This window comes from Methylorubrum populi, assembly GCF_002355515.1.
GTDB lineage: Bacteria > Pseudomonadota > Alphaproteobacteria > Rhizobiales > Beijerinckiaceae > Methylobacterium > Methylobacterium populi_A.
Window position 1 is genome coordinate 5,036,390 of record NZ_AP014809.1, and the last position, 18,845, is coordinate 5,055,234.

Genomic DNA, 18,845 nt, shown 5'->3' on the forward strand with positions numbered 1-18,845 from the left:
AGCGCGCGAGCGCTAGAAGCCCTCAACCGTCCAGTACGCCGCCAGGGTCACCCCAGAGGCGTTGCCGGCGACAACGACAGTGATTACCGTGCCCGTGACGCTGATGATCGAGAGCCCGACTGTGGCGCCGTTCGAGTTGCCCGGCGTCACCATGGCGACCGGCGTCTCGTGGAAGAACGGGAGGACGCCGCCGGACCGGCGCGGGAGCGGGATGGTAAACCGTCCCTGAGCGTCGGACGTGTACACGCCGACTCCCTTGAACCGATAGTAGCCGCTGTCGCTGACCGTCCCGCCTTTTGAAGCCGCATCGGCCTCGCTGATCTGGTACGGCTGATCGCCCGTGCCGGCGTAGACGACGACCGGCGGGTTGCCCCACCAATTCAACAGTTTCGTGCGACGCTCGACGATCGTGCCCGTCTTCGACCCACCCATACGGAAGGCGCACGTTGCGGTGGCGTGGTCGGTGAGCAGCGAGCTTCCGGTGATCTCGCCCGCGAAGCAGGCCGTGTCCGTGTGGACGAGGACGTAGTTGGTACGCGTGCTCCCGTCCGAGGGGGCTCCGGCCGAGAACTGCATTCCGTCCAGCATGAAGTCGTTCACGTCGCGGAAGTTGACGTGCCGCAGCTCGCCCCCATCCGTCACGACGCCGGCCGGCAGCGGTCGGCCGGCGTTGTTGGCCGTCTGTATCCAGAACCCGCCACGCACGCGCACGCCCTTGCAGCGGTACATGTCGAGGGCGAACCCGAGGCCTTCCCAATCGCAGCCATTGAACTCCCAGAGGAGGGAGTAATAGAAGCCGGAGCGACTGTTGTTGACGCGACAGAAGCCCCAGCCGTTGTAGCCATGGCATCCAGAAAACAGCACGGCTTCGAGGGCTTGAGCGCAAGAACAGTCCCACGCCCACGTATAGTTGGCGACGATGACGTCCTTCCACGAGTAGGCGAACGAGCCGTAGGTGCAGGCATTGGTGACCTTGACCTCAATGCCGGCGCCAGCCTGCATCTGATTGTCGGGACCGAACACCTGAAGGTCGTAGATCGTCGCCCCGCGCGGCATATCTCCGAGCAGCCATCCGCGTGTACCGCGATCAAATCGAGCCTTCTGCACGGTGAGGCATTGGCCGCGTCCGATCCCGCCCACACCGAAGAATGTCGTGAGCAGGGTCGTCGGAACGCTCGACGCACTGTCGAGATCGACGCCGCGCCATGTGAAGGGCCCCGACGCCTTCGCGGCCTCCGTGCCGTGATTCCAGCACCCCGACGAGGCTCCGACGCATTTGATCGTCGCGGGACCGGGGCTTGAGACGTGGCATGCCTTGGTTGCGGTGCTGTCGATCGGGAACGAGGTCAGCGCCGTGCAGCCGCGCGGGAGCACCGTGCAAGAGGCCATCCCGTTCCCGACGGCAATATCGATCCGACGCTGGATCGCGTGGCCGTCGATCTCCTCCGTCAGGGCGACCGCACGCGGGAATACGGCTTTCGCTGCCGCTAGGCCCGCCGAGCCCGTGCCGAATCGCTCGCTGAGCGGATGGCTCTGCCCGTCTCCAACGAAGCCGAGCGCGCGCAGCTCAGCGCCCTCAATCATCAGGTCGGCGAGCCAATCGAGGATCGTCTTGTTCGAGGACGGAAGGTTGTAGCCGGCCGCCGCTTGAAGGAACGCGGCGAGACCGAGCTTGCCCGACAGAGCGGGGTCCAGCGCGGCCGGCGTCACGAACTTGTCGGTCGCCTCGCCTTGATCCACGTCGGCGGACGATGCGGCCGAGGCGAACCCGCCCGGCACGACGAGCGCCGTACCCTCCTCGGCAACGACGCGCGCCTCCCCGAGGGCGACGACGACCTGACCTGATGCCGTCGCGGTCGCCACAATCTGCCGCCAGCCAGAGGCGGGAGGGGTCGTGACGAGGGTGCCGTTGGCTCCGACGAAGAGTGTTGTCCCAGCCGTGAAGCCGCCGTCGGGGCCGAGCAAGTCCCCGGCATTCTGGATGGAGGCCGGCAATCCAACCGAAGCGCCCCGTGCCGTGATGCCGATGATTCGGCCTCGGTGGGTAGGATCGGAGGGGGCCGCAGGAATGACCGAGCCGTCCGCATTGGCAACGAGAGCCCGCCAGGCCGGGATGCTCGCCGCAGCGGTGCGGGTAAAGATGACGCCCTGCCCCGGTGCGCCATCGCGGCCATCGGTGCCGTTCCGGCCATCCACGCCGTCAGTGCCGTCACGCCCTGGCGTGCCGATGCCCGGCACATAGATGGCGGACGGTGCGGGCACCGTGCTGTTTACGATAGCCATGATGGGAGACCCACGGCGCAAGGGACCGCGGAGGCGGACAGCCTCGACACGATCAGGAGCGGAAAAGGGTGATGCGTGACCCGTCAGGCCACGCGGGTGACGCCCGGCACGATGTTCGCCGTGCCGCTGTAGACGCGGCGCGTGATGCTGCCGTCGCGGGCAATCAGGTCGTAGTCGTAGAGGGCTGGTGCGATGCCCTGCATCTTGGCGGCAGGGAAGGCGATGTTGACCGTTCCACCGGCGCCTGCGTTGACCAGCGTCGGCGTCGGGGCCGCTTCGGTCGAAGCCGACAGAACCACCGTGGCAGGATAGTCCGAGGCCGTGCCAAGCGTGCGCCGAAGCTGCATGTCGAAGCGGATGCCAGACACGTCCTGCAAGGCGCCGAGCACAGCCAGCGAGAACCCATCATCGACCGCGAAAGCCGTTGAACCCTGATTGACCGTCAGGCTCATTCCGTTGACGACGAGCGGCGCGCCGACGACCCCGCGGGCGAGTTCGTTCGCTCCCCCGCCGACTTGGAGCAGTGAGAGCGAGTAGAAGGTTGCCCCCGCCTCGATATCGGTGATGACGATGCGATACGTGCCGAGCGGCGTGTAGGGCTGCACCGTCACGGCGCCGACCGTGCCGTTGCCCTTGTTGGATGGATCGGCCACCTCGACCGGCGACGCTGCCACGACGAAGGCGAAGCCATCGACCCAATCCTCGTTGGTGCCGGTCTCGAAATTCTGCTTGCGCGGGATGATATTGAGGATCTGGCTCACCACGAGAGGGCTTAGCTCCCGATCGTCACGGCTTGGCGAAAAAGGTCGTCGATGGCGGCGCTGTCGAGGTCCACAAGTTCGCCGATCGCAGTCACGTAGGCGTTGTTGCGCTCCCACGTGCCCGCAAGTGCGTACCAGTCCTTGACGTCGTCATCCGCCTTGGCGATGGCCGCCTCCACCTTCTCACGCAGATCAGAGCGGCGAAGCTGGATCTTGGCCTGCGCCGCACTGATGCTCGGCGGAACTGGATCGGGCTGCGGCGGGGGCTTCTTGAACTTGCCCTTGGCGTAGAGGTCTCCTTCCGCCACGCTGTCGTTGCAGGCAACCAGAGCCGCAGCGAACTCGGGCCGGAACACATCCTCGCCGGGCTTCAGGCCATCTTCGACGGTCAGGATCTCGCGAACCGTCCCGTCCACGACATGGGCGAAGGTCTGCATGTCAAAGAGCCCCGATCAGTACTGAATGAAGATGGCGCCATCCGCGCCGTTACCGCCGACCTGAGCGGTGTTCGTGTGCCAGATGCCGCCGCCGCCGGAGCCCGGAGCGAAGCCGTCAAGCACGCCGTTGGTGTTGTTGGTCGCAGTTCGACCGCCGCCACCGAAGGCTGATGCCGCACCCTGGCCGCCTTGGACGGCGTTGCTGTAGGGGTTCCCGTCGCCGCCGTTTGAGCCGTAGAGATTGCGCTGGCCGCCGAGCCCGCCGCCGGGCGTGCCGCCAGGCGAGCCGTTGCCGCCTCCGCGTCCACCTGTGCCGCCGGACGCCTGCATCAGCGAACCGACCGTGGTTGTGCCACCGGTTGTCGCCACAGCATTGTTGCCGTTGTTCGCGCCGATGCCCTTGGCTCCGACGACGAGCGCGATGGTGTCGCCGGGATTGACGCTGAACCAGCCCGCAGCGTATCCGCCCGAGCCGCCGCCGCCCGACGACCACGTCGCGCCGCCGCCGCCGCCTCCACCGCCACCGCCAGCGCCAACGCACTCGGCGAAGATCCAGAACACGCCGGGCGGGACCGTGAAGGTGTAGTTGCCTGCTGCCGTGTAGGACGAGAGACGCCGCGCCGGGAGGTTGGAGGACCGGATGCCCTGCACCCGCAGAACCGAGCCGTCATCCGACATGAGCAGGATGTCGCCCGTGCCCCAATCGCCAGCCTGGATCTGCGTGCCATCCGATCTGACGACTGCACGAGCACCCTGCCCGTCGAGGTTGGCAACCACGGCCCCGGTTGGCGCAAACAGCACGCGGATCTGGTAGAGCGCGCCGGCCACGTAGCTTGCGATGTCGGGCGAGACGTTGGCGACGATGTTGTTCTGCGTGCCCGTATCTAGACCATAGTGAACCCGCTCGACCGAAGGCACCACGTTGGCGCCAACGTATTGACCAAGCGCGTTCTGAAAGTTGGTCCGCAGTCCAGCGATGTCGCCGTTATCGCGCGCATCGTAGTTTTGCGCCGCGATGAAGTCACCGATCATGGAGGCGAGGACGGTGCCTTGTCGCCATGCATTGTTGGCGAGGAGCGGATCGGCCTCCCCTTCCACGACGCCGGTTTGCCGCGCCGCGTTCGCCATGTAACTGGCGACGGTGTAGACATTCGCTCCCGAACCCGTAGCGAACGGGTAGAAGTCGTTCTGACCAGCCATTGCTTGCCTGCAAGTTAGGGGAGGCGGAGCCTCAAGCTTTGTTCAGCAGATATTCCGGGGAAACGGCCCAAGCGCCTGCCCCCCAGCCGGAAATGTACTTGTTCTGCACGCCGAATCCGAAGATCGGCCGCCGATTGACCGAGGTGACGCGGTACGTCACCGTCACGCCGGCTGGTTTCAACCGAAGTGCGTTCTGACCGAGCAATCCGAGCATGACCGGAGGCGGGATCTTGCCGGCGATGCAAATGCTCATGGCGACGTTGACGGTGCCGATATTCGGCTTCTGCACCCCATCGCCTCGCCAGGAACCCCGCTGCCATCCTCGGCCAGCGATGCCCCACGCGAACGTGGCGCGCGGGAACGGCACCTGCCCCTTGTCCTGGATAAAGACGAAGGTCTCGGGGTCGATGAAGAAGGCGTCCAACACCTCCTGCGCTCCCGGCACCGTGCCGTCCCACCGATTGGCGAGCACCACGGCCTTCAGCAGACGCCGATAGGTCTCGTCATCAAGGAGGGAGACACCGAAGCGCTGCGAGAAGGGCTGGCGCCAAACGCCTTGGCCCCATCCCCGCCCCGGCGTCGCCCACGCGAAATAGGCATTCGGGATCGGCACCGGCACGCGGCGTGATGGGCCAATCCACTCACCGTCTACATCGAGTTGCGCGCCGGCCGCCGTGTCGAGATCGTAGGCGACTGGGATTGAGGCGATGACGGCCTTCGCCGTGGTGATCGGCTCCAAAGTGGCCGAGACCGTCGCGCTGAACTTCGGACGCGGCGATTGCCACGGCGTGATCCGGCCGAGGTAGTCGTCGAGCGTGACCATCAGCCGACGACCGTGACGTTCACGTCCTCAGCGGCGCACACCAAGCGCTCGTAGAAGGCCACCTCCAAGTCAGAGGGCTCGCCCGGCGCAAAGCCGTCGCGCGTCGCTACCATGCCATCCGGCACGATCTCGAACGGCGCATTGATCGGCGACTCCTTCAGGTTCGCGGCGTCATAGGCGCGGCTGAGCGGGAGACGGTTGCCAATGCCGAGGGCGTTGACCCAAGCCGCTACAGCCTGCTGGATCGCAGCCTTGGTATCGGCGGTGTAGCCGCGAAACACCCGGATCGGGATGTAGAACGCGACCTTGACAGGCTTGGAGCGGAAGAACCCGACGTCGTGCGGGACGCCGTAATTGTCGGTCACGGGCACGATGACGTCGCCGTAGGTGCCGACACCGGGGGTCTTCTTCCGCGCGATGATGCCCGCGATGTCGTTGACGTCCCCGCCATCCACCACGGCCGCGATAGAGTGGGCCGGCACGCCATAGACGTCGATGATGTTGCTGTCGTTCTCGTAGACCCGGCTCGCCGCCACACCCGATACTGCCATCAGGGCACCGCGGAGGGAGTCAAGCGGGGTGTTCGCCGGCAGGCCTGTGGAGAGCGTCTGTCGCTGCCGAAGCTGGAGGTCCGTTTCAACAGGCAAGCCGGGCGAAGCCGGGCTCGGGTTCGTGACCGACTGCCATCCAAGCGTCGGAGTTGCGACGATGGTGACGGTATTGGTCGGCGCCTGGACGTCGCCCTTCACCTGACAGGTTGCTGTTACGGTGATCTGTCCGCTGTTCGGGATGACAACCGGATCAGGCAGGCTCCATGCCACGCCGCTGGCATCTCGGGCCACGCCATCGGAAATGACCGAACCGACTTGGCCGACAATGAGGAGATCGACGGTGGAGAATGTCGCCGACTTCCGGCGGATGCCGTTCAGCTTGACCACCGAAGACAGCCCCTCCCCCTGCGCGGTCGAGGGCGAGAAGGCGTTGAAGACGGAGACGGTCTCACCGTTGCAGTCGTGGATCGCGTTCGCCAGCAGGGCCATGAATTGGCCATCCTGGCTGTCCGCGCCGAGATACACGTCCTGCCCATAGATGCCGCGGTAGGCCGTCTGCACGTAGCCTAGGACGCTCTCGAACGTCGGCCGCACGATACCGGCCGCGGTGATCTGACAAGTTGGGGTGGTGCCCATATCAGCGCGCCTCGCGGACCGACGTGGTGACGGTCGCGGTGTTGACGGTCCGGCCCTGCTGGTCGGTCCGGCTGAAATCGGTGATGATCGCCGCGCTGACCAAGAAGCCGCGGGTATCGCGGTTCAGGACGCTGCTGTAGTCCGCGATCTCGGTAACGCCGGGCGTGTCGAGGATGCGAGCGCGCAGAGCCGGATCACGCATCGCCTCGGTGCGCTTGCCGAGCACCTGTGTCTCGTAGGGCGTGCCCTCGTCGAGATCCAAGTACCACTGGCCAGACCAGAGTTGCAGGCGGCTCTCTACGATCTGGGCGACTGCGTCGGGCGTGTCGCGGTGGAAGGCCGCTTGGTTGCCGCCGAACACGTAGTCGCCGGTCGCATCGACTTTCCGAACCCGCATCAGCGGATCACCTTAGCGAGCGTGTAGGAAGCGCGTTGGACGCCGTCAGAGGGCGCCTGGGCGGCCATGGCGATCAGAACGGCACCCGCGCCGATCAGGGCGCCCACAAAGCCGTTGGCGATGCCTGTGAAGCCGCCGCCGACCTGTCCAGTCAGGGTAGGTGCCTTGAAGCTCTTGTCCGAACTCACGGCATCGGTGAAGTGCGCGGCGCCCTTGAAGGTCGTGCCCTTGGCGGCATCCACAGCGAGCGCCGTCGAAGTCTTGATGGAGATGCCGCCGGTCGGGTTCACCGAGACCACGTGCTTGCCCCCATCGGCCGCCATGGACGGCCCGTTCTTTGGGTGGAGGTCGAACACGTGCTTCCCGTCGTCGGACCGCATCTGCGCCGACTCCGTCGAGTAGTTCTCCAGCTTGCGCTTGCCGCTGCGAACGCCGGGGATGAAGAAGCCGTCCGACAGGCTGTTCCGCCGAGCATCGATCGCTGGCTGCGCGCCGCCCTGCTGATGCCATGCATCAAAGCCGCGCGAGGCGACAAGATAGATCCCCTCCTCGCCAGACTTGATCGGAAAGGTTGCTGTAGTCCCCCCACCGCTCGCGAACTGGATCGGCACGTCAGAGAACGGAGGCATCTCCACCAGTTCCTTGCTGCCGTCTGGCTTCCTGCGCACCGCCTTCACGAGCGCCTTTAGCTTCACGGTGTGGCCGTCCTTGCTGTCCTCGGACACGCCGACCGGGATCGCGATGTGCAGGCCCGAGAGCACCGCGTCGCGGATCGTCTCGTGCATCTCGGTCTCGTCGTCGAAGCGGTAACGCAGATCCATCAGTTGCCCTCCGCGTCCGAGATGCCGCGCGAGATCAGCGCGGGGGAATAACCGCCATCAGCCTTCACGCAGACGATCTCGGTGTACCAATTTGGTCCACGGGTATCGCCGTTGTGCTCAACCAGCAGAGCCTTGTAGAAGCCGTCTGCCGCGATCCCGAGGATGCCGCTCTGCAAGGCTTCGTTCGGGCTCTGATCTCGGAAGAACGTGTTCTGCGCGCCTGCCGCGTAGGCCGGGCTGATCGCCGCCCGCTGAATGCTTGACTCATTAATCTGAAGCTTCGTGCCGGGCCGGATGCGGTAGTTCAGCAGGCACCGGACGATGACCCCCTGAAGCGTCTGCTCCGGCAGTCCCACCATGCCCGTGTCGGAGTTCAGAACCACTGCGCCGTCAGGCAGCGTGTTCTGGTTCTTGAGGATGTTCAGCTTGCCGTTGTGGATGTGCCATGAGGCGCCGGTCGCCTCACAGACCTCTCGCAGCAAGTCTTTCGCCATGCCGAAGCAGATGAAGTTGCGCGGGAATTTCTTGTTGCCGAGGTCGTCGATGTGCCCGACGCTGACGCCGTACTCCTGAAGCGCCTTAGCGGCGACATCAACCCGATCCCGGAAGGTGTGGCCCGCAGCGAGCGCCTTGTTGACCACCGCGAAGTTGCGGGGGCGCTCCGAGCCGGTGGCGAGGATGTGGACGTAGGTGTCCACGACGTTCTCCCGACCGGACCGCACTTGAATGATCTCACCGGAGAAGATCGTGCCGATGTCCTGATCGTAGCCGGCGCTGATCTCGACCTTCTTGTACTCCTCGCGGATCGCCTCGATGGTCGTCCGGCTCGGGTTCGTGATGAACAAGTTCAGGACGTGCGGCGTCGAGGTGTCTTTCTGCTGCGTCGCAAACCGCATGCGAAGGCTACTCGGATCAAGCGCCTTGCCGCCGACCGTGAAACTGGCCTTCCAGTTTCGAGCGTATTGCTGTCCCATCGCCCGTCAGATCGTCACGAAATAGAGGTGCGATGTGGCGCCGAGGCCATCAAAGGTCGGGATCTCGCCGGTATCGCGGTCGGTCGTCACCACCAGCGCTCCTGGCCAGTCCATGTGCGCGTGCTGGGCGAGCAGATCGACGCCCGGAATGAGCGGCACGCCGGCAAGGAGGAGCGCGCCGCCCTGGTCGCCAATGTCGAGCGTCCAGCCGCCCTCGTCGGCATCGTTGAACATCAAGCGCATTCGGTAAGACACACCACCGAGCGTGATGGAAAATGACTGCGCCTCAGGCGTCAGCGGGATTTCGACGATCGCCACAGATCAAGATCCGAAGACATTATAGGGGTCCGCGTAGACGCCCCCGGCGCCTGCCGAAGGGCTGCTTCCCACCACACTCTGTTCAGGCAGCGTCACCTCAAGCGGCCCGCCCGAGCTGATGCCGTCCAAGCCGAATTGGTTAGGGCTCAGGCCGAACGAGCCATTTCCGTCTGTGCCGAAGCCACCTGGAGAAAAGCTTGGATTGTTCGGGTTGAAGTTCGGCTGGGCGGCGCCGATGAATTCTTGGTTGCCGACGCCGACGCCCTGTTGCTCGCCCTTATTCTGCACGCTACCCGTGGACTCAGGATTGGCCTGCGCACTCTGCGAACCGCCGGCCGTCGTCGTGCTCGTGCCCGTACCCGTCGTTTTAGTAGAGACGATGATGATCTGCTGGAGCCGCACCGCGACAGCCAGCACGTTCTCTGTCCTCGCCTCCGTCGTCACGCCAAGATCGGCGATGAGCATGTCGCGGTAGGCGCGCTTGCCGGTATAGACGCTAAACGGCTGCCGCGAGGCTTGGAGGCGCCTTAGCGCGTCGTAAACCTGCCTCGCATACCCCGCATCGCCGTGGGACGAATTGGAGAACCCGCACCGCATCTCAACCTCGGCAGGCCGCAAGAATGCGTGATCGGTGATCGCCGCGCCCTTCTCCACGGGGTGCTGCGTGATGATGAGGCTGTCGCGGTGGGTTTCCTCGATCACGACATCGGGGATGATGCCACCGATGGACCGCGAGGACGTAGAGATCAGGGCGTAAGTCAGCTCGCCAAGAAGGGCCATCAACGAAACCCGCGTATCACGAGGCGATACAAAATTGTTGACGTGGATGTATCATCGTGCGATACATGGGCCGTTCAGACGCGAGCTGCCACGTGGCGATCCAGAGCTTTCACGACAGCCTGACCGAGACAGTGGCGCAAGGTCTGCGCCCGAAGGGTTTCCCGGCCGACCTGTTCAAGGCGACGCGGCGTAAGCTGGCAGCCTTGAACGCCGCTGAGACCCTGGAGGACCTTCGCTCGCCGCCCGGCAATCGGCTTCACGCCTTGGAGCGCGACCGCGCCGGCCAGCACGCGATCCGCATCAATGATCAATTCCGTCTCTGCTTCGTCTGGACCGAAGCCGGGCCGGAGCGGGTCGAGTTCACCGACTATCACTGACCGCCCGTCACCACTCCGCCGCCACGGAGATCCGTCCGATGACCGCTTATCCGCCCCTTGCCGAACTACGCGCCCTCGACCTCACTCAGATTGAGGAGATCACATCTCCCATCCACCCCGGCGAAATCCTCCGGGAGGAGTATCTCGTGCCGCTCAACCTGTCGGCCGGCGCCGTTGCTCGCGCCTGCGGCGTGCCGCGCACCCGCATCGAGCGGATCGCAACGGAGGAGACCGGGATTTCGACCGACACGGCGCTGCGGCTCGGGCGTTACTTCGGCACCACCCCCGCGTTCTGGCTCAACCTTCAGCGCAAGTACGAAATCGACGTCTTGGACCGCGAGATCGGGGCAGAGATCGCTGCGATCAGACCGTTGGAGACGGCTGCATGAGTGTTGGCACCGTCACTTTGGATCAGGCGCCACCGCGCGATCTCGACGTGGTGCGCCTGCTGTCAGATGCCGTAGGAGACGAAGGCGAGCGCATACCGTCTGGGTCTGAAGGTACGGTCGTGCATGTCGTCAATCTGGGTGACACCTACGTGGTCGAATTCGATGTCCCAGCTTTAGGTACGCTTGCAACGGTAGGCGCTCAAGCCCTAGCGGTCGTGTGGCTGGTATCGTCCATTAAGTGAGTGACGAGGGCGGCACCTCTCGGCTGGGGCGCGCTGATACATCGGCCGCCCTCGCCTCACCGCCGAGGCGGTGTCTGCGATTAGTGGGTGAGAGCGGCGCCTGCCATTTGGGTGCCGTCCATCAGATGGCCACCCTCACCCTTCCTCCATTGGGACCAGAGGTCCCGGAGAAATCGCTTCTCGACGTAGCGCTGCGCCCGATTGTGCGCGTGCGCCTTGGTCTCGACCCGTTCGGCCTCGTAGACCTTCCGTGCGTCGTAAATTACCTTGAGCGGCCCGCCAGCCTTCACGATGCAGGCACCGAGGTTCCACATCACCGAGCGCCGAGCCGGGCTGTACCCGTGGTCAAGCGCCTCGACACCACCGACACGCCGCTGCCGGCCGCCATCAGGCATCACGGCCAGCCCCATGCGCTTCCATAGTTTGGCGGGATTGCCGTAGGAGCCGAGATCCCCAGCCTCGCCGACGATGGCCGCCAGAGACAGCAAGCCGACGCCGCGTGTGGCCTCAACCCACGGCGCGACGGGTAGCCCCTTCGCCAAGGCCACTAGCCGCTTCTCAACAGCCCTGCGGTGGCGCTCGACACCATCTCGGGCTTCGGTCAGAGGAAACATTGCAGCCAGGGCAACCTCACCCATGGGATGAGAGCCTTTGCCGATGGCGGCACCGTAGATCTTGTCCGCTTCCTTTTTGTCGCCGCCCTCAGCGAGGCGACGGCACAGGGCCTTTGCCTGCAAGGTCAACGACTTCTCGGCGCGGTGCCACGCCTGCCGGCGCCGCCATTGTTCACGGACCTCTGCAATAAGGTCGGCGAGGTCGGCAGGGGGTAGTTGGATAACGCGTCTGCCATGGCCGGCCTCGCCTTCGCCGGCCTCACGGTCGGCGATCTCGGTATCATGGGCGACGAGGCTGGCAGTGGTTGTATGGGTGCCACGAAGGCACTGGCCAGCCTCGTCATCGGCGTTACCGCCGATTGGGTAAAGGGGTGCGGTGGGCGACGCATCGTGATGGGGTGGCAGATGTTCAACGGTCGCCCGACCGCGCCGGGACGTGCCCGGCATCTCTGAATTACTCCGCGAGGCCACGTGCCGCCTCCTGCAATTCGCGCAGGCGCCGATCGGTGAGCACATCGCCAGCCGTCTTGTCGCCCGGCACAGACTGAGCCACGAGGCGCAGCCAGCGCGCCTTGACCCCCATATCCGTTGCCTGCGCATCGTAGAACTGCGCGGCCTCTGCAATCTCCTCTCGGGTCGCCTCACCGAGCTTCTTGCCGCCGGGGAGCGGGAACATGAGGAGCGTGCCAGCCGCGAGTTGCACCACGCGGTGCGAACCGTTCGTGCGGTTGGCGACCAGCTTCTCGGCCGGCGGGGTCCACACCTTCCGGCGCTCGACGCGGCACTGTGCGGTCACGGCGGCGTAGCAAGCGGTCGAGAGAAGTGGGTCGGTCAGATCGTCTCGCAGACGACGGTTGTTGCGCACGGACTGCTCCAGGGCGCGGGTCGCCTCACGCACATCGCCGTTCGCGGCTTCCAAAGCGGCACGAGCCGCCTCGGCAACGAGATCTCTTTCCTTGGGCTTTGCTGAAGCGGCCATGTCGGGTCTCCACGGGCGCCGGCCCGCCAGGGCCTGAAGCGCGTACAGGTGGTCGGAAGCGACCGCCGGCACCCGTGAAGTCGGGGAACTCGGGATCGCGCTTGATACCGCCCTGGCGGGGCGGGATAGGTGCAGACGACGACAGAACGGTATTGGGCGGCACTGCCGATACGGTCGTCGTCCGCTTCCGTCTTCCGACGGATCTGCGATTAGGATTGGCGCCAGTCGTAGCCGACAGCACTCAGAACGAGCGCCGCTCGGGTCGTTGGGCAGGCTGCGCGGCAAAAATAATCAACCGCGTCGCTGCCCTTGGGCACCCACTGCAAGTACGGCAACTCGCGGGTGTCTTGAGCGCAGGCCTCCGGAAACCCCGCCGGCATCGTCACCCCCTCTCGGGATAGAGAAGCAGCGCGCGCAACCGCTTTTCGATAGGAGTGCTGCGCCAGGATCTCGCGATGCTTATGAACGATGAAACCGAGATAGGCATCGAACAGTCGGTCAGTGACGGGCTCGGCAACAGCCGTTGGCGAGCCGATGAGAGTGACGCCACCTCCGATCAAAGGCAGTGTCGTGAGGCCGCGAAGGAAACCGCGCCGGGAGTGGTTGGACATTGCCCCCTCCCCTCAGTTCGCGGTCTTGGCGCGAGCGGTGCGCGCCGTCTGCCACGCAGCTTTGAGCGCCACCGACATGGCCTCGCCCCAGCTATCGCCGAAACGATCCTGATGCGCCTTCGCGGCGAGAACGGCTGCCTTCATGATTGCGGCGCGGTCGAACTGACCGTTCACGACCAGCGGACGGCGCTGGAACTTGACAAAAACCTCAACCCGACCGCGAGCGCCGAGGAAGCCGGCGGGTACCTGTTGGCGGTCGGCGCGGAGGCCGGTGAGAGCGGAGGACCAAGAGAGTTGGCGGCGGGAAGACATGGACGTTGGCCCCATTTCTGTGCTACCAGCACAATATGAGGCGCCGTAAAGGTGCTGTCAACACAAAAATGGTGCCATTAGCACATGACTGAGACCGATGGGCGAACGGTGGTTCTCACCGTTGAGCAAATCCGGATGGCTAAGGCCGCCCTCGGCTGGTCAAATCCTATGATGGCTGAGATGACCGGCCTCCATCGAAACACCCTCAACCGAGCCGAGAACGGAGAGGCGAAGAGATCAACCCTTGAGCTTTTACGACGGGTGTTCGAGCAAGCCGGTCTAGAATTCATTCCCGCTAATGGCGGCGGCCCTGGCGTGAGGCTTCGGGAGAACGCCGAGAGCGCGAACTGACGTGCCGCGCAACGTCGAGCCGTTTTCCTTCTGGCGCTGGCTTGTCCGCAGCCTGTGGCTTTTCGTCATTCGCAGCGGTGCGGTCTTTGGCGCCCTGAGTACCTATCTCACCGTGTTCGGCGTCGAAGACGCCTACACCGACGTGATCAAGGACTACCGCTGGGAACTCGCGATTGGGCTCGTCCTCGCCCTTATCGTGAACCTGATGTACGATTGGGAGTGGAGCAAGGAGCCGTAGATGCCGACGCCCGTCCTTGTCGCCTTGGCGGTTTTAATCGCCTACCCGTTGATCCAGATCGTTGCGATCCGCCTACGCCGCGCTGATCGCTTGGCTTTTCGCGCCCTGATTGACGAGATGAAGGCCGACCCTGCCTATCAGGGGAAGCCAGAACAGGACGCGCTCAACCAGATCGACGACGACGCCTATGGCTCGCCGGTTGTTGCGCTCACGCCGATCATCCTTCCAATCATGGTGATCGCCGACATTCTGGCTCCTCGGCTCGAAGAGGATGCGATCCCGAGCCCCGATAGGCCCCGCTCTATCGTCTACGCATTTGGGACGCTACGCCACGTGCCTGCATCGTCCCCCCTTTGGGATGATGACAGACTGCCCGTCGCACTTAGGCTGTCGGTCAAGCTCTGCTTTGAAACGTGGCCCGTTTCCACGTTCCTCGCAGCCGTTCTAGCTGCGCCGTTCGCAGCCCTTGAAGCCATCCTTCGTTGGGTTCGCACGAACACACTAGAGCACCTGAGCGCGTACAAGGTCGGGCTGCGACTGTGGCACGTCTTCGGCGCGTTTGGGGCGCGCTAATCAGCCAGCCTACGGTGTCATCACGCCGGCCGTGACGCCTGCCATAACCGTGCCCGCGAGCAAGCTTCCCCAGGCTGTCCACACCGCCATGCGCGTCAGCTTCGCGCTCCGGTGGAGGACGGCCTGATTGCGGCCTATGCACCGGGAGCTGTCGGCCAGAGCCTCTGCCTTTGAAGTGGCGAGCGGCTTGGCATCCTTTACGTCGTCAACCCACCCCTCGGGATCATTGCCGACGTAGGAAAAGGCATCCGGCATCGCCGCCCGGTTTGCGAGGAACATAGCCCCTAACAGGCCAGCGACAGTGAGTAGGCCAGCCCATGCGAATGGAGCAGCAGGTGCATTCGTGGCCAGCGCCGCGATGCTGGCGCTGCCGATCACGGCCGAGGCGGCGGCCAAAAAGCCGAAGAAGGTCATTGCCCGCTGATTGCCCGCCAAGGCCACCGTCAACTGCGCGCTAAGATAAGCGTCGGCATCTCGCTTGATTAACTCCAGCGTGTCATCGTCCGCACGCGAAAGGCTCTCGGCGATGTCAGACATGCAGCACCACGATTATCACATGCAGCCGAAGGACCGGCCAACCGGCACAAAAGGGCCTGACGGGAGCACGCGCAAGCCTCACATCATCACGGGCGACACAAAGCCAGCACCGAGGCCGTCGCCGAAACCATCTGGCGGCGGCAAGAAATGAAGGGCTCAAACGTGCCGCGGCTTGAGCAGCCCTCGTATGGTGTCCTCAGCCCCGCCAATCGGTTTAAGCGGCTTCTCAAGGGCCAGGGCCGCGCGGGCGATTTCCACCGCCTCCGCTGCCCCATCTCGGATCTGAGCCAGGGCGGCTCCGAACTCTTCCAGGGTCTGGGCCGCTTGGCCCGTCACCGTCTCCTCAGGTGGGATGCCTTCAAGGTCGGAGGCGATGTCCTCAGCATCCGCACGTAGATCCTCAACCATCTCGTCGAGGGTCATGCGCGGCAAGGATGGAGGCTTCAGAAGCATACCAGAACGCTAGGCGGAACGGGCGGACTCGACAAGGCGGTTGCCGCAGCTAGGTTCAGCCGATGCGCTACGTTCTCACCCTCACTGCATTGATCGCCCTTATTGCGTCGCCGGCCTCGCCGCAGTCGCAACAGGATAAAGGCGCGCTGAAACGGTTTGCTGTCAGCGAGATATACCATGGCCCCCCTGTATTTCCTGATTTTAGAGGAAGAGACCGGGGATTTAATTTATACAGAACGCGTATTCGCGCAGGTATTTCAAGTGGGCCAAACTTCTCTGGAACCTATTCCCTCATCTCATTTGGGTGTGGCACCGGATGCACGCAGGTATACATCGCCGACAATCGCAATGGATATGTTGGCAACGTGCCTATCGGCGGCGAGGAGACTCCATATCTTCAGATGTTCTACAACATAAATAGCTCTGCCATAATAGCGTACTGGCAGTACGGAGGGCGGTGCGTCAGGAAGGTACTCGCACTCGTAGATCGAAACTTTAATGAGTACCAGCAGTCCGAAATAGGGCCTGAAGAAGCCTGCTACAACATAGGTGACGCAAGCAATCTACAATCTGTCCAACGCGCCTTGGGCGGCAAAGAAGAACCTAGCAACCTCCCCGACATTGCGCCAGCGACCCCCGCGAGCGCGCATTCAGACAGGGAGGCAAATTTGAACCAACAGGCAGGATTTATTGCCGCTGTTAAGCATGCTCGAACCGAATATGCTCAAGGCCAAAATGACATGGCCAAGGGCGCTGCACGCCCCATGAGGGCTAAGAACGTTTGTGCGGCACTCAAGGGATATTCAGTCTCAGGCTGGATAGGTAAGATATCCAAGTTATCGTCTAATAGCGAGGGCAAGGGCGTCCTGCATATCGAGATTTCACCCCAAATAACACTCAAAACATGGAACAACGCCCTATCAGATATATCCGACGGAACGCTGATAGAGGCGGGGTCGAAGGTTTTTCGACAGGCATCAGCGTTGCGAGAGGGTGCTGATATACAATTCTCCGGATCATTTATTCCTTCGTCAATAGACTGTGTGAAGGAAGGAAGTCTAACCCTATCGGGGTCGATAGAGAGACCGGAATACCTTTTCCGGTTCTCTGATGTAAGCCCTATTTAACTAGCGAATTGCCGTTTGTGCGTTCCGCAGGCTGAGTTCGTTTCCACGGCCGAGCGTCTGTTTCAAGCGCTCGGCCGTTGTCGCCGGATCGCCCGCCCCATTGATGTTGACATCGGTCTTATGTTCGATCTTGACCGACCGATTGTCGACTGAGGAGCTGTTGCTGATCGACCCCATCGGCGGCGCCGCCCCGAAGCGATCGTTGAAGCTCTGGGAGGTGATGCCGCCCGCGGGCACCTTCAGCGGCGGGATGGGAGTTGAAGGCTTTGACGGGACCGGTGACCTAGCACTTCCGTCCTTATCGTAGGCGCTGAGGATCTTGTCGGCAGGAACGCCGATTAGGCCCTCCCACTCATTCCGGAGCCCTTGCACGCTGCGCCCGCGCCGCTTGATCAGGCTGTCCATGAACTTCTCTTGAAGTTCGGGCGTCATCTTCTCATCCAGAGCATTGTGCTCGCGGGCCAACCCGGCAAGCGTCCTGCCGACAAATTGACCACGCCCCACCGGGAAAGCAGGGGTGCCGAATTTTGCCTTTTGCTGCCGCTGCCATTCCAAGGACTCACGGACGGTCATCTCTGTGACCTTCTTTTCGGGCCAGCCATACTTTCCGTTGCCGTAGACCGAGTTGTAGGAGTGCGACCCCGACTCTCTGCTTTGAATGAGGGACTTGAGGGCTGAGAACCGGCCCGGCGCGGCCTCCCCGCCACCATCTGTAGGTGCGGAATTACCGAGGCCGAGCATCTTCTTGCCGCCCTCCCACATCCTGCGAAGCAGGCCGGGCTTCCCCTGGTCCGCCTTCTGCTGCTCTGTGGGGCCGTAGATCAGCCGCCGTAAGCCGGGGTCGAGGTTGTCGATGAAGCCTTCAAGAGTGGCCCCGTGCTCAGAGGGCTTCAAAATGCCGTTCGCATTAGCACCCTTGGCGAGGCCGAGCGTCGCAAGCAATCCAACCCAACCCGTGCTCACCGCTCCGAACGCCCCGAGGATCTTCACCAGCCACGTCCCAACGAGGAACGCAGCGAACGCGGTCATGGCGGCTTCCAGCCCCTCCTTGCCGGTCAGGCTCTCGGCAATGGACTGGAACCCCTGTGCGACCGGCGTGAGCGCCGTGGCGATGTCCCGGAATGTGGTCACCAAGGCGATCGCCGCAGCGATGATGGCCTCGATCGCCTTCGTGATCGCTTCTGGGTTCTTCTCGATCCAAGACCGAACGTCCTCCAGGAACTTCGTGAGCACCGGAGACAGGTCGGTCAGGATCTTCTCAGCGACTGCCTGCGCTGCGGCTTGGAGCCCGCGCAGCGCGGTCATGAACTTGTTCGACGAGGCGGCAGCCGCATCGTTGTTCAAGCCAACCGTGCGCGCCGTCCGCTCATACTCGGCGCGAAACTCTTTGATCTCCTTACCGTAGCGCGAGACGGTGTTGAACGTCTGCTCGTCGATCCCGAGCAGGGCGGCCATCTGCGCCCCGACGTAGTAGGGGTGCTTCTTCTGGATCGCCTCAACAGCGTCCGACAACACGTCTACGGTATCGCGAGCCTTGCCGCCGGCTTCAGTCGCAACACCCAGATCCCGGACGAACTGGCGGATGCCGGGGTTCGTCCGCATGGATCGCGAGAACGACTCAATTGCCGAGACCGCACCGGCACCCGAGCCGCCGACCTGCCCGAAGGCATACGCCAAGCCTTTAATATTTTGGACCGTCGCGCCGGTCCGCTGGCTCACGAAATAGAGCGTATCGAACTGTTCAGCGATCTTGGCGACCGCTGCGCCTGCGGCCAGAGCCGCCGCGCCGAGAGCGGCAGCAAGCAGCCCGGCCTGCCGCGTGACACTGGCGATCGTCTCCGTGACGCGTCGCTCGCCCTCGCGATCAACCTTCCAGCCGAGCGAGACTACGAAGGATTTGAGTACGTCGTCAGCCATTCGGACGCTGGGCCTCTTGGATGCGACGTCTATTTTCCCCCTCGTAGGCCATCGCCTCGTTAATCTCTACGAGGTGTTCGATCTGAAGCGTGCCGTCGAGAAGGTCCGGGTAGCGGTAATAACCGAGCGGGATCGGCGCCAAGT

Annotated in this window: 26 protein-coding genes; 7 read left to right on the plus strand and 19 right to left on the minus strand. The window is 63.7% G+C overall.

All coding sequences use genetic code 11. The features are described from left to right. Positions 1–12: 12 nt before the first annotated feature. The 11 genes from MPPM_RS28715 to MPPM_RS28720 form a co-directional block, all read right to left on the minus strand. The gene (locus tag MPPM_RS28715; RefSeq protein WP_197705057.1) at positions 13–2,283 is read right to left on the minus strand and encodes a hypothetical protein; all 2,271 of its coding nucleotides are present in this window, start codon (positions 2,281–2,283) and stop codon (positions 13–15) included. An 83-nt stretch (positions 2,284–2,366) separates the two neighbouring features. Then, the gene (locus tag MPPM_RS23385; protein WP_096487107.1) at positions 2,367–3,047 is read right to left on the minus strand and encodes a hypothetical protein; all 681 of its coding nucleotides are present in this window, start codon (positions 3,045–3,047) and stop codon (positions 2,367–2,369) included. Positions 3,048–3,055: 8 nt separating this feature from the next. Next, positions 3,056–3,481, minus strand: coding sequence for a hypothetical protein (locus tag MPPM_RS23390; RefSeq protein ID WP_096487108.1), 426 nt, complete (start codon positions 3,479–3,481; stop codon positions 3,056–3,058). Positions 3,482–3,496: 15 nt separating this feature from the next. Then, positions 3,497–4,681 (minus strand): glycine-rich domain-containing protein, encoded by a 1,185-nt coding sequence (locus MPPM_RS23395; protein WP_157914245.1) that lies wholly within the window; start codon positions 4,679–4,681, stop codon positions 3,497–3,499. A 31-nt stretch (positions 4,682–4,712) separates the two neighbouring features. Next, the gene (locus tag MPPM_RS23400; RefSeq protein ID WP_096487110.1) at positions 4,713–5,504 is read right to left on the minus strand and encodes a baseplate wedge 1 family protein; all 792 of its coding nucleotides are present in this window, start codon (positions 5,502–5,504) and stop codon (positions 4,713–4,715) included. Continuing rightward, positions 5,504–6,691: a baseplate J/gp47 family protein gene (locus tag MPPM_RS23405; RefSeq protein ID WP_096487111.1), complete on the minus strand. Its 1,188-nt coding sequence runs from the start codon at positions 6,689–6,691 to the stop codon at positions 5,504–5,506. Before MPPM_RS23405 ends, MPPM_RS23400 begins: the two co-directional genes overlap by 1 nt. A gap of 1 nt (position 6,692) precedes the next feature. Then, positions 6,693–7,088, minus strand: a complete 396-nt coding sequence (locus tag MPPM_RS23410) for a contractile injection system sheath initiator (protein ID WP_197705058.1) — start codon at positions 7,086–7,088, stop codon at positions 6,693–6,695. Continuing rightward, positions 7,088–7,873 (minus strand): Gp138 family membrane-puncturing spike protein, encoded by a 786-nt coding sequence (locus tag MPPM_RS23415; protein WP_157914246.1) that lies wholly within the window; start codon positions 7,871–7,873, stop codon positions 7,088–7,090. The genes MPPM_RS23410 and MPPM_RS23415 overlap by 1 nt, the downstream gene beginning before the upstream one ends. Before the next feature lie 35 nt (positions 7,874–7,908). Then, on the minus strand, positions 7,909–8,883 hold the full coding sequence (locus MPPM_RS23420; RefSeq protein WP_157914247.1) for a phage protein: 975 nt from the start codon (positions 8,881–8,883) through the stop codon (positions 7,909–7,911). Positions 8,884–8,889: 6 nt separating this feature from the next. Continuing rightward, positions 8,890–9,201: a phage baseplate plug family protein gene (locus MPPM_RS23425; protein ID WP_096487114.1), complete on the minus strand. Its 312-nt coding sequence runs from the start codon at positions 9,199–9,201 to the stop codon at positions 8,890–8,892. Between the two features lie 3 nt (positions 9,202–9,204). Beyond that, positions 9,205–9,981: a phage baseplate protein gene (locus tag MPPM_RS28720; RefSeq protein WP_197705059.1), complete on the minus strand. Its 777-nt coding sequence runs from the start codon at positions 9,979–9,981 to the stop codon at positions 9,205–9,207. Between the two features lie 65 nt (positions 9,982–10,046). Here MPPM_RS28720 and MPPM_RS23435 point away from each other — a divergent pair, with 65 nt between their 5' ends. From MPPM_RS23435 to MPPM_RS28205, 3 genes are read left to right on the plus strand one after another with little or no spacing between them, the layout of a single operon-like run. Continuing rightward, entirely contained in the window at positions 10,047–10,358 is a 312-nt protein-coding gene (locus MPPM_RS23435; RefSeq protein WP_096487115.1) for a type II toxin-antitoxin system RelE/ParE family toxin, read from the plus strand. A 38-nt stretch (positions 10,359–10,396) separates the two neighbouring features. Further along, positions 10,397–10,747 carry a HigA family addiction module antitoxin gene (locus MPPM_RS23440; RefSeq protein WP_096487116.1) on the plus strand — a complete coding sequence of 117 codons (351 nt, stop codon included), beginning with the start codon at positions 10,397–10,399 and terminating at the stop codon, positions 10,745–10,747. Beyond that, entirely contained in the window at positions 10,744–10,989 is a 246-nt protein-coding gene (locus MPPM_RS28205; protein WP_157914248.1) for a DUF4926 domain-containing protein, read from the plus strand. Before MPPM_RS23440 ends, MPPM_RS28205 begins: the two co-directional genes overlap by 4 nt. A gap of 80 nt (positions 10,990–11,069) precedes the next feature. On the opposite strand, the gene MPPM_RS23445 is transcribed toward MPPM_RS28205, so the two are convergent. From MPPM_RS23445 to MPPM_RS23460, 4 genes are all read right to left on the minus strand, one after another. After that, positions 11,070–12,050, minus strand: coding sequence for a hypothetical protein (locus tag MPPM_RS23445; RefSeq protein WP_157914250.1), 981 nt, complete (start codon positions 12,048–12,050; stop codon positions 11,070–11,072). 7 nt (positions 12,051–12,057) lie between these two features. Further along, positions 12,058–12,582, minus strand: a complete 525-nt coding sequence (locus MPPM_RS23455; protein WP_157914252.1) for a hypothetical protein — start codon at positions 12,580–12,582, stop codon at positions 12,058–12,060. A 209-nt stretch (positions 12,583–12,791) separates the two neighbouring features. After that, entirely contained in the window at positions 12,792–13,193 is a 402-nt protein-coding gene (locus MPPM_RS28210; RefSeq protein ID WP_157914253.1) for a hypothetical protein, read from the minus strand. A gap of 12 nt (positions 13,194–13,205) precedes the next feature. Then, a complete protein-coding gene (locus MPPM_RS23460) occupies positions 13,206–13,505 on the minus strand; it encodes a hypothetical protein (RefSeq protein WP_096487120.1) in 300 nt (99 codons plus the stop codon). A gap of 135 nt (positions 13,506–13,640) precedes the next feature. Here MPPM_RS23460 and MPPM_RS29305 point away from each other — a divergent pair, with 135 nt between their 5' ends. Genes MPPM_RS29305 through MPPM_RS23475 form a run of 3 tightly spaced genes read left to right on the plus strand, consistent with a single transcriptional unit; the run spans position 13,641 to position 14,667 of the window. Then, a complete protein-coding gene (locus MPPM_RS29305) occupies positions 13,641–13,856 on the plus strand; it encodes a helix-turn-helix domain-containing protein (RefSeq protein WP_096488001.1) in 216 nt (71 codons plus the stop codon). Position 13,857: 1 nt separating this feature from the next. Further along, positions 13,858–14,094: a hypothetical protein gene (locus MPPM_RS23470; protein ID WP_096487121.1), complete on the plus strand. Its 237-nt coding sequence runs from the start codon at positions 13,858–13,860 to the stop codon at positions 14,092–14,094. Beyond that, positions 14,095–14,667 carry a hypothetical protein gene (locus tag MPPM_RS23475; RefSeq protein WP_096487122.1) on the plus strand — a complete coding sequence of 191 codons (573 nt, stop codon included), beginning with the start codon at positions 14,095–14,097 and terminating at the stop codon, positions 14,665–14,667. A 9-nt stretch (positions 14,668–14,676) separates the two neighbouring features. On the opposite strand, the gene MPPM_RS23480 is transcribed toward MPPM_RS23475, so the two are convergent. Both MPPM_RS23480 and MPPM_RS23485 read right to left on the minus strand, forming a co-directional pair. Then, on the minus strand, positions 14,677–15,204 hold the full coding sequence (locus MPPM_RS23480) for a hypothetical protein (protein ID WP_096487123.1): 528 nt from the start codon (positions 15,202–15,204) through the stop codon (positions 14,677–14,679). A 156-nt stretch (positions 15,205–15,360) separates the two neighbouring features. Continuing rightward, positions 15,361–15,627 carry a hypothetical protein gene (locus MPPM_RS23485; protein WP_096487124.1) on the minus strand — a complete coding sequence of 89 codons (267 nt, stop codon included), beginning with the start codon at positions 15,625–15,627 and terminating at the stop codon, positions 15,361–15,363. 92 nt (positions 15,628–15,719) lie between these two features. On the opposite strand from MPPM_RS23485, the gene MPPM_RS28215 reads away from it, so the two are divergent. Next, positions 15,720–16,784: a hypothetical protein gene (locus MPPM_RS28215; RefSeq protein WP_157914255.1), complete on the plus strand. Its 1,065-nt coding sequence runs from the start codon at positions 15,720–15,722 to the stop codon at positions 16,782–16,784. Here MPPM_RS28215 and MPPM_RS23490 read toward each other — a convergent pair whose 3' ends face one another. Together MPPM_RS23490 and MPPM_RS28220 are read right to left on the minus strand one after the other, a co-directional pair. Beyond that, positions 16,785–18,701, minus strand: a complete 1,917-nt coding sequence (locus MPPM_RS23490) for a phage tail tape measure protein (RefSeq protein ID WP_096487125.1) — start codon at positions 18,699–18,701, stop codon at positions 16,785–16,787. Next, on the minus strand, positions 18,694–18,843 hold the full coding sequence (locus MPPM_RS28220; RefSeq protein WP_157914257.1) for a DUF6889 family protein: 150 nt from the start codon (positions 18,841–18,843) through the stop codon (positions 18,694–18,696). The genes MPPM_RS23490 and MPPM_RS28220 overlap by 8 nt, the downstream gene beginning before the upstream one ends. Between the last annotated feature and the right edge of the window lie 2 nt (positions 18,844–18,845).

Bases quoted from the DNA above. Each gene is read 5' to 3' on its own strand.
- MPPM_RS23420 (WP_157914247.1), bottom strand. From the start codon at position 8,883: ATGGGACAGCAATACGCTCGAAACTGGAAGGCCAGTTTCACGGTCGGC.
- MPPM_RS28215 (WP_157914255.1), top strand. From the start codon at position 15,720: ATGCGCTACGTTCTCACCCTCACTGCATTGATCGCCCTTATTGCGTCG.
- MPPM_RS23480 (WP_096487123.1), bottom strand. From the start codon at position 15,204: ATGTCTGACATCGCCGAGAGCCTTTCGCGTGCGGACGATGACACGCTG.
- MPPM_RS23390 (WP_096487108.1), bottom strand. From the start codon at position 3,481: ATGCAGACCTTCGCCCATGTCGTGGACGGGACGGTTCGCGAGATCCTG.
- MPPM_RS23485 (WP_096487124.1), bottom strand. From the start codon at position 15,627: ATGACCCTCGACGAGATGGTTGAGGATCTACGTGCGGATGCTGAGGAC.
- MPPM_RS23405 (WP_096487111.1), bottom strand. From the start codon at position 6,691: ATGGGCACCACCCCAACTTGTCAGATCACCGCGGCCGGTATCGTGCGG.
- MPPM_RS23415 (WP_157914246.1), bottom strand. From the start codon at position 7,873: ATGCACGAGACGATCCGCGACGCGGTGCTCTCGGGCCTGCACATCGCG.
- MPPM_RS28715 (WP_197705057.1), bottom strand. From the start codon at position 2,283: ATGGCTATCGTAAACAGCACGGTGCCCGCACCGTCCGCCATCTATGTG.
- MPPM_RS23445 (WP_157914250.1), bottom strand. From the start codon at position 12,050: ATGCCGGGCACGTCCCGGCGCGGTCGGGCGACCGTTGAACATCTGCCA.
- MPPM_RS23490 (WP_096487125.1), bottom strand. From the start codon at position 18,701: ATGGCTGACGACGTACTCAAATCCTTCGTAGTCTCGCTCGGCTGGAAG.
- MPPM_RS28205 (WP_157914248.1), top strand. From the start codon at position 10,744: ATGAGTGTTGGCACCGTCACTTTGGATCAGGCGCCACCGCGCGATCTC.
- MPPM_RS23400 (WP_096487110.1), bottom strand. From the start codon at position 5,504: ATGGTCACGCTCGACGACTACCTCGGCCGGATCACGCCGTGGCAATCG.
- MPPM_RS23440 (WP_096487116.1), top strand. From the start codon at position 10,397: ATGACCGCTTATCCGCCCCTTGCCGAACTACGCGCCCTCGACCTCACT.
- MPPM_RS23460 (WP_096487120.1), bottom strand. From the start codon at position 13,505: ATGTCTTCCCGCCGCCAACTCTCTTGGTCCTCCGCTCTCACCGGCCTC.
- MPPM_RS28720 (WP_197705059.1), bottom strand. From the start codon at position 9,981: ATGGCCCTTCTTGGCGAGCTGACTTACGCCCTGATCTCTACGTCCTCG.
- MPPM_RS23395 (WP_157914245.1), bottom strand. From the start codon at position 4,681: ATGGCTGGTCAGAACGACTTCTACCCGTTCGCTACGGGTTCGGGAGCG.
- MPPM_RS23435 (WP_096487115.1), top strand. From the start codon at position 10,047: ATGGGCCGTTCAGACGCGAGCTGCCACGTGGCGATCCAGAGCTTTCAC.
- MPPM_RS23475 (WP_096487122.1), top strand. From the start codon at position 14,095: ATGCCGACGCCCGTCCTTGTCGCCTTGGCGGTTTTAATCGCCTACCCG.
- MPPM_RS28210 (WP_157914253.1), bottom strand. From the start codon at position 13,193: ATGTCCAACCACTCCCGGCGCGGTTTCCTTCGCGGCCTCACGACACTG.
- MPPM_RS23455 (WP_157914252.1), bottom strand. From the start codon at position 12,582: ATGGCCGCTTCAGCAAAGCCCAAGGAAAGAGATCTCGTTGCCGAGGCG.
- MPPM_RS29305 (WP_096488001.1), top strand. From the start codon at position 13,641: ATGGCTAAGGCCGCCCTCGGCTGGTCAAATCCTATGATGGCTGAGATG.
- MPPM_RS23410 (WP_197705058.1), bottom strand. From the start codon at position 7,088: ATGCGGGTTCGGAAAGTCGATGCGACCGGCGACTACGTGTTCGGCGGC.